The organism is Leptothoe sp. EHU-05/26/07-4 (genome assembly GCF_043421015.1).
GTDB lineage: Bacteria > Cyanobacteriota > Cyanobacteriia > Phormidesmidales > Phormidesmidaceae > Leptothoe > Leptothoe turfae.
The window spans coordinates 1473717-1487524 of sequence record NZ_JAXSQV010000007.1; the positions used below are offsets into that span (position 1 = coordinate 1473717).

Below are 13808 nucleotides of genomic sequence, written 5' to 3' on the forward strand. Positions count from 1 at the left end.
GGTCCCTATTAGAAATAGGCCAGTCTACTAGTCAGCTTGCTGCGTTAGGATCAATACACAGACCTAACTTATTGGCAGTAATCAATGACTTCTGAGGTAGCACTACAAGACTCAGCAGCTGAACAACGCGATTGGACGCCCATTGTTCAGGAATTTGTTAACGTCCTCAGCGATGATCAGGTTGTGCGTCGCAAGGAGGAGCTGCTGGTGTATGAGTGTGATGGGCTAACCAGCTACCGTCAACGGCCTGCCGTTGTGGTGCTGCCCAAAACCACCGAAGAAGTGGCAGCAGCCGTTAAGGTGTGCGATCGCAACAATATCCCCTTCGTCACCCGTGGTGCTGGCACGGGGCTATCCGGCGGGGCCCTCCCTCTGTCAGACAGCGTCCTGATTGTCACCGCCTGCATGCGGCAAATTTTAGATATTGACTACGATAACCAGCGCATTGTTGTGCAACCGGGTGTAATCAATAATTGGGTCACCCAAGCCGTCAGCGGTGCTGGCTTCTATTATGCGCCAGACCCATCTAGTCAGTCCGTCTGTTCCATTGGTGGCAACATCGCCGAGAATTCCGGCGGGGTTCACTGCCTCAAATATGGCGTGACCACGAACCATGTGTTAGGGCTCAAGCTGGTCTTACCCAACGGCGACATTGTTGATGTGGGTGATATGCCAGAACCCCCAGGGTATGACCTGACCGGTATTTTTGTAGGGTCTGAAGGCACCCTGGGGATCGCCACCGAGATCACCCTCCGTATCCTGAAATCACCGGAAAGCGCTCAAACTCTGCTAGCTGATTTTAATAATGTGGAAGCGGCCGGTAAGAGTGTCTCTGAAATTATCAGCGCAGGCATCATTCCAGCTGGCATGGAAATGATGGATAACTTCAGCATCAACGCTGTGGAAGAAGTGGTCGCTCTAGATTGCTATCCCCGTGACGCTACGGCCATTTTGATTGTCGAAGTCGACGGCTCGCCTGCGGATGTGGCCGCCAGTGCCCAAAAGGTTAGCGAAATTGTTCAAGAAAATGGAGCCAGGAATGTTGCGATCGCAACCACCCCAGACGAACGTCTGCGGCTATGGAAAGGGCGTAAAGCCGCCTTTGCGGCCATGGGCAAACTTAGCCCTGACTACTATGTCCAAGACGGTGTTATCCCCAGGGCTCAGCTCCCCCATGTGCTCAATGAAATCGAAGCCCTGAGCCAAAAATACGGGTATCGTATCGCCAATGTTTTCCATGCTGGCGACGGCAACCTACATCCCTTAATTTTATATAACAATGCTGTACCCGGTCAGCTAGAAACCGTTGAAACTTTAGGTGGCGAAATCCTTAAGCTCTGCGTCGAAGCTGGCGGTAGCATTTCGGGTGAGCACGGCATTGGCGCTGATAAACGTTGCTACATGCCCCAAATGTTTGCCACTGCTGACCTGGAAACAATGCAATGGGTTCGGCAAGCCATTAACACTCGGGGGTTAGCCAATCCCACCAAGCTCTTTCCGACACCCAAAACCTGCGGAGAAGCAGCCATGGCCCAGACAGCTAAATTCGATAATATCGAACGGTTTTAGGCCTGGGGACCCATGAAATCAAACATTCACTGGCCAAGCACCCCAGTAATTTTACGTAGAGCGCCTTAATACCATTAAGGCAAATTCTGTACATTGGCTGATAGGTCTACTTCAATGGGCGGGTAGGTTATAAAGGTAGCGCTAATCAAGTTACCTCAGGGCTTTTCAGCTTTTCAACCAAAGTGATAAGAGATCTGAACGCCATGGGTAGCTTTAAATCTGTGAGCGAGAAGCTACATCCCAAACCTCAAGGAGACATATTTCATAATGAAGACCACTTTACGTGCAAAGCTACTACAGCACCTAGTCAGCAAGAAAAAAGCCAGCGAAGGGTTTACCCTGATTGAGCTTTTAGTAGTCATCATCATCATCGGTATTCTGGCAGCCATTGCTCTACCCTCATTCCTTAACCAAGCTAACCGTGCCCGCCAAACAGAAGCCGTCACTAACATCGGTGCCATTAACCGTGCTCAGCAGGCCTACATTCTTGAAAGAGATGCCTTCTCCAGATTTATCGGTAGCCTAGGAATCGGTATTAATGTAGATTCCGAGAGCTACGAGTTTGGTCAAAGCCCCACTTCTGGTACTGCAGCGAATGTTGGCGACATACTAGGTGTTGCTGCAGATAACAGTATTGCCTTTAACGAGGGCACAGCCGCTGGTGATGATGATCAATATTTATCTGGTTCATTGGTTTATGGAGCACCTAAAAGCCCTATTAAGCTCAAGGGGTATGCGGGTGGAACTTACCTTTTAGCTGAGACAACTACTGGTGAGGTTACGTCAACAACTATCCTTTGTGAAGAAGATCAAGCCGGAACTAATGCTCAAAACCCAATAGTGTTTAATATTGCGGCTGCTAATGGTTTGGCAGTAGATCCTACATGTGGAGCTAACTCCAGTCCTAAATAAAAATTAGGGTTCGCAATTAGCTTAACGATTAAGGCATTTAGAGAAGTAGATGTGATTCAACAATCTTTTCTCTAAATGCATTGACCATAAAATTTAAGCATTCAAGATGTCAGAGGTATGACTAAGATAGAGTGGCAAAGATTGTTACTCCCAGCATGGGCTTTTATGGCAATCTCAGTTACTAGCATTATCTTTCTACAGTCTTTAAAGTATCGATATTTACAAAATGATGTTGAGAGTAACATCAATATCAATGCGGCAAATCAACAAGCATATAAACAGCAGCTACAATTCATTAACAATTTCCCAAAGTTCGGCTACGAGAACGTTTTCGCTAACTCTGTTTTTTTGGCCTTCTTACAATACTTTGGTAACTCTGAGCAGCGTCAGGTTACAGGCTATAGCCTGAGCACTCAATACTTTGAAGCCATTATTGAGCAGGATCCATTATTTATTGATTCTTATATTTTCCTAGTTAACAGTATTTCTATGTATGCTGGAGAACCTGACGAATCTATTAATCTCCTCAGTCAGGGGTTAGAGAGTATGCATCCTAATCTTCCAAAGCGTTCATATTTTATTTGGCGCCATAAAGCCACAGATGAATTATTATTTCTTGGAGATACTCAGGCGGCAAAGGAATCCTATCAAACAGCTGCGGACTGGGCTGAACAGTCTACTGATAAGAATGCACCTCTGGTTGCTGCCCTATCCCGTGAAACAGTAGATTTTTTAGCAACAGATCCTAGTAGTAAACCAGCTCAAATTGGTGCCTGGTCAGATGTTTTGATTAGGGCCATAGATAACAATATCCGAGAGAAAGCTATTGCTAGAATTGAAGAACTCGGTGGGACTATTATTGCGTCCGACAACGGCTCAGTTACAGTCCGTTATAAAAAAGATAGCAATAATTAGGGCTTGCTGAATAAATCGGAATCGAATCTGGATAAGGCTTTCAGCCTCAAAAGGCTCAGTTAGGTGCAAGGTTAAATAACAGAATTTTACGGAAAATCAATGGTTTCAGCGATTTCGACCTTGCACTAGCTTTTTGAAAAATCGGTCAAATTCCTTGCTGTTAAAGCACTGATTACTTTTTCAGCAAGCCCTAATTAGGGTTTGCTGAAAAACTCAATAGAAATCTCAGGGATTATCCAGCAGCCCAGCCAGGGTCAGTAGCCCCTTTCCCAGGGTCGAGCCTTTTCAGCCAGTCCTTGCTTAAGGTGTCTGTAAAGGGTCTCACATCTGCCTGAGAGCGGCGGAGTAAGCGGATCACCCCCATCAAAAACAAGCCAATAAAACGGCGTAGCCGTTTCTCCAAGTTCATCACCAAACAAGTGATGGCAATCATGGTTTCAGCAGTTTGGGCGAGTTTGGCCATGACGTGTCCGAGTCCAAATCGTCGTTTGGCCTGACCAAACTTACCTTCGACAGTGACTCGAATACTCTCATCGTCTCGGGCTTGTTGTCGGAGGAAGGCGTGTTGAGCTTCATCGAGTGACGGTCGACCCAAGGGCGGACCACTTAGACGGATGCCATGCTGTTTACACCACCTCAAGTTATCGCGTGTCCGATAAATCTGGTCGGCATGCACTGAGGCGGGATAGTGTCCGGTGCGGGCGCGAAAGCGTTCTATCTGGGGTATCAAGTCTTCGGATTCATTAAAGTTATCCCAACTGAGACGGTCGAGAAACACATAGCCCGCCACACAACTCATGGCGAATTTGGCTCCAAATTCAACGGGGGTTCCGGCTTTACCGCGCACAATGGGTCGTACATGGGGCTGTGAAATACTCACAATGCGGTCATTAATCCGTCGCTGCTTGTGTTGATACATGTGCTGTTGTTGGCGATAGACCTCATAAATCACCAACAGGGTCTTGTACTCTCGTGGATTCAGCGCTGCAAGCGTTGCGCCTGCTTTGATTAACCGGTCAATGTACCCTAGGTTTCGTCGCACATAGTTGAGTTGTTGTCGGAGGCCTTTACGAATCAACTTGCGTGACTTCTTGCGCCGTTTCACAATCCTGAGGTAGTCTCTGCGGGCGGTTTGTCGATACGTTCGAGGCTTCTTTGGAAGACAGCCTGCTACCTGTTGATACAACTCATCAATGAGCCGTTCACTGTGCTCTCTCGCTTGGTTGAGTAAATCGAGGTCAGTCGGATAGTGAATATCGGCAGGCGCACAACTCGCATCCACAATCAATTGACCTTGATTGCCACTCGATGGCGGGGCTGGTGGATCTGAGTCATCATCGCTCTCGGATGCACTGTCCTCAGATGAGGCGGAGGCGGGGGCCATGCCTGCTTCAACCACCGACTCATTGACCGCTGACACCAGGTCGACACGGATTCGTTTGCGAAAATGAACCAGCATCGACGCATCAAACGGGGGCGTGTCGCTGTACTCATGCAGTCCAAGAAAATATTGCAGATACGGGTTCTCTCGTATTTGGTCTATCGTCTCTCGGTCGCTGGTACCCAATTTCTCTTTGATAATCAATGCGCCCAGAGCCATCCGAAAGCCCTTCGCTGGCGCTCCCATATCCTCGCTAAACTGGCTAGCATAGGTTGATTCGAACTCATCCCATGGGATCATCTCGGCCAGTTTCACCCAGCGATTCTCCGACGATAATTTGCCCCCAAACGGTAGATAAAAATCTTCGAAAGATAACTGGCCAGGTGATGATTGTCGGTACATTTCCCTGAGTAGGTGCAAGGGTTTTAAGCATTTTAGCCACTTTTTCGTGCACTTAAGCACATCTCAATACAATGAAACCCTTGCAAACTATGAAAGCTGGACTTCAACAGCAAACCCTAATTAGGGTTTGCTGAAAAACTCAATAAAAACCTCAAGGATTATCCGGCAGCCCAGACGTGGTCAGTATTGCCTTGCCGATGATCGAGGGTTTTCAGCCAATCATCGCTTAACGTTGCTGTAAAGGGGCGCACATCTGCCTGATAGCCGCGTAGTAAGCGTATCAACACTATCAACAACAAGACAATAAAACGGCGTAGCCGTTTCTCCAAGTTCATCACCAAACAAGTGATGGCAATCATAGTTTCGGCGGTTTGGGCGAGTTTGACCATGACACGTCCTAGGCCAAATCGTCGTTTCGCCTGACCAAACTTGCCTTCGACAGCGACTCGAACACTCTCATCCTCTCGAACTTGTTGTTGAAGAAGTGCTTGTTGGGTTTCATCGAGCGACGGTCGACCTAAGGGAGGACCACTCAGACGGATACCATGTCGTTTACACCATCTCAAGTTATCGCGTGTGCGATAAATCTGGTCGGCATGCACCGAGGCAGGATAGTGGCCTGTTCGAGTTCGAAAGCGGTCTATCTGAGCAATCAAGTCTTCGGATTCATTGAAGTTATCCCAACTGAGATGGTCGAGAAACACATAGCCCGCCACACAACTGATGGCGAATTTGGCCCCAAATTCGACGGGCGTTCCGGCTTTACCGCGCACAATGGGGCGCACATGGGACTGTGAAATACTCACAATGCGGTCATCAATCCGCCGCTGTTTGTAGTGGTACATGTGCTGTTGTTGGCGATAGACTTCATGAATGACCAATAGCATCTTGTACTCCCGTGGATTCAGCGCCGCGAGCGTGGCTCCTGCCTCGATTAACTGGTCAATGTGGCCCAGGTTTCGTCGCACATAGTTGAGCTGTTGTCGGAGGCCCTTGCGGATCAATTTGCGAGGCTTTTTGCGCCGTTTCACAATCCTGAGGTAGTCTCTGCGGGCGGTTTGACGATACGTTCGGGGCTTCTTCTCTAGACATCCCGCCACTTGTTGATACAAGTCATCGATCAGCCGTTCACTGTGTTCCCTGGCCTGGTTCAGCAAATCAAGGTCGGTCGGATAGTGAATATCGGCAGGCGCGCAACTGGCATCCACAATCAACTGCCCTTGATTGCCACTCGATGGCGGTTCCGGTGGATCTGAGTCATCATTGGTCTCTGATCCACTCTCCTGAGGTGAGGGAGTAGTAGTTGGTGGAGCTGGTTCCATGCCCACTTGAACCACGGACTCATTGACCGCTAACACCAGGTCGAGACCAATGCGTTTGCGGAAATGGACCAGCATTGACGCATCAAACGGGGCCTTGTCACTGTACTCATGAAGCCCGAGAAAATATTGCAGATAGGGGTTCTCTCGTATTTGGTCAATCGTCTCTCGGTCGCTGATACCCAGTTTTTCTTTGATAATCAACGCGCCCAACGCCATCCGAAAGCCCTTCGCGGGGGCTCCCATATCCTCACTAAACTGGCTCGAATAGGTCGATTCAAACTCCTCCCATGGGATCATCTCGGCCAGTTTCACCCAACGGTTCTCCGGCGATAATTTGCCTCCAAACGGCAGATAAAAATCGTGGAAGGATAGCTGGCCGGGTGACGATTGTCGGTACATTTCCCTGAGTAGGTGCAAGGGTTTTGAGCAGTTTAACCAATTTTCCGTGCACTTAAGCAAATCTCAATAGATTGAACCCCTTGCTGACTATGAAGGCTAGACTTCAACAGCAAACCCTAATTAAATTGAGTTTGTTATCGCTCTTGAATCAGAGTCATTAAAGAGTGATATCTTCAGCAAGACAACTATGAAGCGCTGTTTTTCCTGATCTTAGAGATCACACTTTCTCTTTTAGTTTTCAATTCTTTATCTAAGGTTGGCAAGAAGGGCGGGGAAGGAAAAAGATTGGCCAGCGTGTAATACGCTGGCTGGTTGACTAGCCGAAAGGTATAGTCTAACGGCGGTGGACCATCAATATGACGGTTAAGTACTCCATGACCTTCTCTGCTACTGCGCGGTTGAGTGATCAGTGAACTATTTTTCAGCCAATCATCAAAACTAATCGCATTATCCATAGAAGAAATAAACTGATCGAGTTGATCAGCTTCGGGTAAAATAGTATTGTATTGTGGCAAATCATTTTGTGGCCTTAGTAATAGTTGCGTTAGCAGCTCACGGCGTTGATTAGGTAGTAGCCACGCCATAATTGCTTGCTTACCTAAGGAATTGTCAGGTAACATTTCAACTGTGATATCATCACCCTGAGCTAGTCTCAACAATGCTTGCCCTTCAGGAAAATCTTCCCAGTATTGGGATGCAGCCGTATAGTCACTTTGCCACCAATACAGTGCACCGCGCCGATGTTGAAAATATAGCTGAAGGGATAAGTCTTCTGATGATGCAATAAGTTGCTCATATTGTTCGTCTAGCTGGTTAAAGATAGACTCTTTTATATGAGCTACTACTCTCAGTTGCCAGATGGGGCTGGTGATCTGTAACGGAAACCTCAGCATTTCCAGAACTAGCGCATCAGTAGCCAACTCAGGCTGATTGTTTCCTAACAACGCTAGCCCTAAACCTAAGAAAACGCCTCGTTTTGCAGGAACAAGTTCTCCAGCATTAACAAAGGCTGCAACAGCTTGCTTGGGATTTGTTTGAGTCAAGAGCCAACCCAGGTTCGATTGGCTAAACTCTTGGTACGGTGAAACAGAATTTGCGACTTCAAACCATTTTATTGCCTTAGTGAGCAACATCTCACGAGATGTTCCGCTAGTTTGCAAACTAAAGTCTCCCAAGACCCATGCCAACATTGCAGGGTAATAAGGCTCCCAATCAGCTAAGTAATGTGCTTGAGTAAGGGCCTCTTCAAAGTCAGCTACATTACCACGGTTAAGCTGATCAAATCCCTGTTTAGATATAGCCCAGGCGCGATGAATGGGCATTAACCAGAGATTTACAGCCAACACACACCCTAATCCCAAGCCTACCAATACTCTAGAAGTTTTTGAGTTTTGAGAATTAGCTGTAGATCTTGATATATTACTCGCTGTATAAACCTTGGCAAGGACAACGAGATAAACTACGAGCACACCAACGATAGCCAAAGTATCTAGCTGGTAATCGGTCAATCCCATCAGCACATAGGCAAATAGTCCCGAAAGTAAACTCCACACCAAACCAGGAGCTAAAAATAAGTTAGGAGTTGATTGTTTCCCCCAATGCCATGTTAGCCAGGCCAATATTCCGACAAAGCTAATTGAACCAATAACTCCCCAAAGGCCTAATTCTGCCCATAGTTGTGCTGGGGTGCTATGGAGCTGAAAATGTAACTCAGCTTCACGGCCAGACCAATAGGGACGGTATTTTTGAAAAAGCGGTAATACGTTACCAGGGCCAACACCCGTCAATGGATGATCTAGCCCCATGCGCCAGCCCATCACACTAGTAATTACACGATAGCCTAGTTCACTATTGTTGATCTTACCCTGTAACAGGGCTAGTAACAGTTGTCTGACGCGACTGTTGCCTAAAGTAGCTACCATCAAAATACACAGTAGTAGCCCTCCAGCGGGTAAAGCTCGGCGATGGGGTATCTGGCTTCGCAGCAGGGTAATGACAAGCGCGATCGCAACCGTCAACACCAGAGCCAACAACCCACCCCGAGAGCTGGCCGTATATAGATCTGCTAACCCCAAACAACAGCCAATGCCCCATAGCCAACGCTGCCAACCACGATCATGAATAGCTAAGCCAAACAACAAGGGCAAAATCAAAACCAGGTACCCGGCCACATAGTTTTGATGCCCCAAGGGATACCAGTTACGCAAGCTAGTCACACCAAAATTAAACTGCTGGGCAACACCATAGGGCTCTAACGCAGCCAGCCTTTCAAGTTCTGGAAAGTAAGTCTGAAATAACCAAAGATAGAGACTGACTAAGATAAACGCAATCCCTAGACCTGCCTGAAACTTAAGCAATCGGAGCGCCTGTTGAGGTGTCTTTAGCCAACCAGATAACGCATAGAGTGCCGCAATTCCGCCTAGTGCCGCCCATGCGTACCAGCGGGCCTGGTTTGGAAATTCAGCAAAGATTGTAGAAACCCCTAACCCGACAACTAGCAGCGCTACAGGCCAATCCAACCCTGACCCCAATTTAAACTGATCTATGGGCTTAAACCACAGTTGCCACAACAACCAGACAATAGGCAACAATAGTGCCACCTGCCACACAGCGACCCAAGGCCAGGACACCATCAAAGAATGACTGCTGGGTAACAAGGTAAATAAGATATAAAGACTGACTGTTAGTAACCCAATCAGGCTGCCATCTTCTGTCCGCAGTGAGACAATTTTAGATGGGGTATGGGATTCTGGTGGTGAGGTAGACATGCACAACGGGGTTAAGAAACGTCAGAGTTTTGGAAGTGGGAAAACTTAAAGTTATTGCGAGTGGGGTGGGGTAATCCAAAAGCCTCAGTTCGCAGAGATTCAACCAGGTGATCTAAGGGGGGAAATTCTCGAGGCCATGATAGGGAAAAGAGATTGAGTGAGACAGGTATGGAAAACTGACGCAGGTTTTCAGGCAACAAAATAGATGAAACACGTTTGGCATAGTAACTGCGGTACAGCAAAGCCAGACCCACCCGTTGATTATTAAAAACGGGTTGTGTAGTAGACCAGAGCCAATCTTTCAGGGTGCGTTCAGTGAGGATATGGGATCGCACTTTCTCTTTTTCTATGGGGTTGAGAGCAACAGCCTCCAAATAATCTGGCAGATAACTGGTCTGTAGCCACGCTTTGAGTAAACGACATCCTGATACATCATCGGTTGCTTCAACAATACAGCGATCTAGCAAGATAGCCGCTTGTTCAGGATTTTCCTCTATGGTGAACAAGGCCTGATGGAGAAGGCGACCATCGTCGGAATTTTGAACCTGAAATGTGGCATTAGCCCACCATTTCAGAGTCGTAATGTGGGCTGCTAAAGGACTATGCAAGGGGTGATTGGGTTCTAGTGCTGATAGAACTGTTTGATAGTGTTGCAATACTCGGGTAAACACAGCTGCTCGTAAGGGAGATAACTCCTGTTGCCAGCTTTGGAAGGTGAGTACCTGGGGATTAATTAAACATTCCAGCGCGAGTGCTGCGATCGCAGACTCAGTGTTACCCATTGCCTGGTAGGTTAGCCCTAGCAAATAATAGCTGTGGTTTTTACTTCTGGGACTGAGTTGCACAACCTTAGTAATCGCCTGGTGGGCTTGTTCAACATGGCCCAATTGCCATGCTAAAACCGCTAAATTTTGATTAAACCAAATATCATTGGGAGCAACATGCAGCGTTTGCTGATATAGCTGAATAGCTTCTTCTCGCAATATTTTTTGGTTCTCGTCGCTAGCCGTTTCAGCTAGGCTACTGAGTTGCTGCGCCCCTAGGGCGGCAGGTATGGGGTCCCATGGAGCTAGGGTAGACGCTTTGTAAAATTTCGAGTTAGCTTGACTCAAGTTGCCCTGACCAGTCAGTGATACGCCTTGATGCGTCATCCACAAAGCAAGATCCGCACGCAGCCAGACTTGTACTATCAGTACGACCATGATCAGAAGAAGCAAGCTCCCCACCCGCCCAGTGGACTTAGAAAAGGTCGAAAACGTCAACTCTCGACCTAGTTTAAGGAGAGACACCAACAACACACTCAAAGTAACGGCAATGGGAATATTTTCTAGTTGATAATCAGTCAAACTAGAAACGCCATACCCCAAAAAACCTAGGGTCGCCATTAAACCCAGCTGCCGATGCTGGGCTGAGGCCAGATGTTTGAACTGCTGGTGTAATCGGACCAGGCAAATCACCGCTGCCCCATACAGCGCGAGGCCACCCACTCCCAACTCAGCTGCTATTTGCAGAGGCGAATTGTGTAACTGTTGCACCTGGTTGAGTCCAGTGCCGACTTCTAAGGGGCGATAGCGCTCATAAACTCGCCCTAAATTACCAGGACCTAAACCTAATGGCCGATCTTGCAAGATATTAATGGCAGCTTGAGCCATAAAGAACCGATCTGACGTAGGGCCATCAGTCACCGGCCTTAACGTTGTTGCCTGTGGAGCAGAGCCGATATCAATGGGGACTAATGAGCGAATGCGTGGATTGCTCATCAGCACCCCCACAGCTAGACAAATCGTCAGTAGTGCTAGCAGCAGCACACTCAAACGAGTCTTACCTCGACTGCGAACAATGCCCATCGTCAGGGTAAGGAGCAGCAGCAACACGCCCCCCAGCCATGCGCCCCGTGATCCAGAGGCATAGAGGGAAATTGCAATCACTACCGCCAATAGGCCGTATATCCAACGTTTCCAGCCCAATTGCAACCACGCGACCCCCGCTGCCATTGGCAATACCAACACAAAATAACCACCCGTAAAGTTGTGATGACCTAAGGGAAAACGGTTACGAATTGCGTCATAGAAATTACTCGATAACCACATTGCTGGCGTGGGTCGCCATAATGCCAGACTGATAATAGCTGCGATCGCACCTACCCAAACCACACCCTGGCATAGCTGTAGAGCGCTAAATCGACTGTTACATAATCCATAGATCAAAATCACATAGCAGCTCACCAATAGGCTATTTTGCAGAGCTAGCATCGGAAAAGGCGCAATCACACTGCTAATAATAAGACATAGAAATAGACCTAAGATCAGCCAGTCAAACCCAAATCCTAAAAGATAAAAGGGTTGCTGAAAGCGTCGCAAACGCCCAACACAAATACCAAATACTAGTAAAAAAGCGCCTTGCCAAACCAACACCCAGGGCCAACTCACCATGCGAAAGTAGCTGTCAGGCAACCATGCAAACGTCGCAAACCCTAACAGGCTTACCCCTAACAAACTGTCATAGGTGGTTAATCGCTTAAATAATTCCATTACCGTACAAGCAGGCAAAAAATTAAGGTACTGCCCATGGTCATATTGTGATCAGCATGCTTTTAATGGCACCCCTTATGTTCCCTACTATGTTTATAGGCACCGTTTAATAGGCACCCAGGCCTGTTAGCACAATGCGTAGTGTGGCTACCATAATCTCTAAGTCCAGATTGAGAGACCAGTTATCGATGTAGTGCAAATCTAACCGGGCAGCATCGTCAAACGTTTCAATGTCAGACCGACCTGATACTTGCCATAGGCCAGTAATCCCAGGTAATACCTGATGACGAATATGGTGCCAAGGCTCAAAGTGAGCCACATCGCGGAGCGGTAGGGGGCGTGGCCCCACTAAACTCATCTGCCCCAGCAACACATTAAACAGTTGGGGCAGCTCATCCAAACTTGTGCGGCGTAGAAACTTACCAACGGGGGTAATGCGTGGATCCTGCTGGAGCTTAAACATAATGCCATCCGCCGTTTGGTTTTGGTGCTCTAGCTGAGCCTGGTGCAGGGGCGCATCCACCACCATGGTGCGAAATTTCCACACCTTAAAGATTTTGCCTTTTAAACCCATGCGATCTTGTCGAAAAAAGACAGGTCCGGGAGATGTGCAGCGAATAGCGATCGCAATCCCAATAAACACCGGGCTCAGCACTAAAACAGCTAAAACGGCTAACCCATAATCCAACCAACGCTTCAGGCGATAGTCAACACTTTGAAAAATAGACGTTTCAATCATTAACGTGGGCAACCCAGCTACAATTTCAGGGATTCCGCGTCGATACAGCATTTCTCGACTTGATGGTAGCAGTCGCAAGGGAATCTTAGCACTGCGCAATCGCCAATACAGGCCTGAGGCAAGCTCCACATCAGGAACATCTTCAGCCAGTACCTCATCCGGTTGGGCCGCTAAAATCTGCCGAAATGTTATGTCTGTATTGGCCGTTGCCACCATGGCAGCCCCAACAACGCGATAGTTCGAGCGCTGTTCTAAGGTTTTTGACAAGCGATGCATACGGCTTGGCTTAGTAATTAGAAATACTCGTAAGGGTGATCGAGCCCCTTGAAGATGTGTCAGTAACCCAGTCGTAAATAAACGGCTAATCATAACCAATACAATGCTACTCACCCAAGCACTAAAAAAAAGTGACCGGGGAGCATCCAGTTTTGGATCATAAAAATAAGCCAGTACCAACGATAAAAAGTAAACACAACTCACTAGCTGTGAGGCTCGCAAATAATCCCTTGCCCTGACCGTAGTGCCATACAAACCAAAGTGAGTAAATAGTAGTAAGGTCGCCCCTGCAAACAACCAAAACAAACTGGGTAGTCCCAACCATACCCACCACACCAAGGGCTCAGGAATTGGAGAATAAAATTGATTCAAAAAACGTGCTAGCTGCCATGCCAGCCCCAGGGCCAAAATATCACTCAGAACCAAAGTCACAACCCTGGCGTTACTCCAATCTAAACGCCGGAGAGGATGACTCCCGTGAGCATCACGAATATCATCTGTACCAATACCAATACCAAAATTTTGCTTGCGGCTTGGCTTGAGAAAAGATGGCTCTTTCATTAAACAGCTTGGGAAACTAGCGCCCTTTGAGCA

General features: G+C 47.7%; 8 protein-coding genes. 3 read left to right on the forward strand and 5 right to left on the reverse strand.

What is annotated here, in order from left to right:
* Window positions 1-84 precede the first annotated feature (84 nt).
* From glcD to U2F10_RS30945, 3 genes are all read left to right on the forward strand, one after another.
* Complete coding sequence (gene glcD / locus U2F10_RS30935) at window positions 85-1569, forward strand: glycolate oxidase subunit GlcD (protein WP_499869640.1); 1485 nt, start codon at window positions 85-87, stop codon at window positions 1567-1569.
* A gap of 267 nt (window positions 1570-1836) precedes the next feature.
* On the forward strand, window positions 1837-2481 hold the full coding sequence (locus U2F10_RS30940; protein ID WP_499874189.1) for a type IV pilin-like G/H family protein: 645 nt from the start codon (window positions 1837-1839) through the stop codon (window positions 2479-2481).
* 117 nt (window positions 2482-2598) lie between these two features.
* Window positions 2599-3396, forward strand: a complete 798-nt coding sequence (locus tag U2F10_RS30945) for a hypothetical protein (RefSeq protein ID WP_499874190.1) — start codon at window positions 2599-2601, stop codon at window positions 3394-3396.
* Between the two features lie 232 nt (window positions 3397-3628).
* Here U2F10_RS30945 and U2F10_RS30950 read toward each other — a convergent pair whose 3' ends face one another.
* From U2F10_RS30950 to U2F10_RS30970, 5 genes are all read right to left on the reverse strand, one after another.
* Entirely contained in the window at window positions 3629-5179 is a 1551-nt protein-coding gene (locus U2F10_RS30950) for an IS5 family transposase (RefSeq protein ID WP_499871961.1), read from the reverse strand.
* 158 nt (window positions 5180-5337) lie between these two features.
* Window positions 5338-6900 (reverse strand): IS5 family transposase, encoded by a 1563-nt coding sequence (locus U2F10_RS30955; RefSeq protein ID WP_499874191.1) that lies wholly within the window; start codon window positions 6898-6900, stop codon window positions 5338-5340.
* Window positions 6901-7085: 185 nt separating this feature from the next.
* Window positions 7086-9668, reverse strand: coding sequence for an O-antigen ligase family protein (locus U2F10_RS30960; RefSeq protein ID WP_499874192.1), 2583 nt, complete (start codon window positions 9666-9668; stop codon window positions 7086-7088).
* An 11-nt stretch (window positions 9669-9679) separates the two neighbouring features.
* On the reverse strand, window positions 9680-12199 hold the full coding sequence (locus tag U2F10_RS30965; RefSeq protein ID WP_499874193.1) for an O-antigen ligase family protein: 2520 nt from the start codon (window positions 12197-12199) through the stop codon (window positions 9680-9682).
* 106 nt (window positions 12200-12305) lie between these two features.
* Window positions 12306-13775, reverse strand: coding sequence for a sugar transferase (locus U2F10_RS30970; protein WP_499874195.1), 1470 nt, complete (start codon window positions 13773-13775; stop codon window positions 12306-12308).
* Window positions 13776-13808: the final 33 nt, after the last annotated feature.

What these genes read in the sequence shown, in the direction of transcription:
- U2F10_RS30945 (WP_499874190.1), top strand. Translation starts at nt 2,599, where the DNA reads ATGACTAAGATAGAGTGGCAAAGATTGTTACTCCCAGCATGGGCTTTT.
- U2F10_RS30970 (WP_499874195.1), bottom strand. Translation starts at nt 13,775, where the DNA reads ATGAAAGAGCCATCTTTTCTCAAGCCAAGCCGCAAGCAAAATTTTGGT.
- U2F10_RS30950 (WP_499871961.1), bottom strand. Translation starts at nt 5,179, where the DNA reads ATGTACCGACAATCATCACCTGGCCAGTTATCTTTCGAAGATTTTTAT.
- U2F10_RS30960 (WP_499874192.1), bottom strand. Translation starts at nt 9,668, where the DNA reads ATGTCTACCTCACCACCAGAATCCCATACCCCATCTAAAATTGTCTCA.
- U2F10_RS30940 (WP_499874189.1), top strand. Translation starts at nt 1,837, where the DNA reads ATGAAGACCACTTTACGTGCAAAGCTACTACAGCACCTAGTCAGCAAG.
- U2F10_RS30965 (WP_499874193.1), bottom strand. Translation starts at nt 12,199, where the DNA reads ATGGAATTATTTAAGCGATTAACCACCTATGACAGTTTGTTAGGGGTA.
- glcD (WP_499869640.1), top strand. Translation starts at nt 85, where the DNA reads ATGACTTCTGAGGTAGCACTACAAGACTCAGCAGCTGAACAACGCGAT.
- U2F10_RS30955 (WP_499874191.1), bottom strand. Translation starts at nt 6,900, where the DNA reads ATGTACCGACAATCGTCACCCGGCCAGCTATCCTTCCACGATTTTTAT.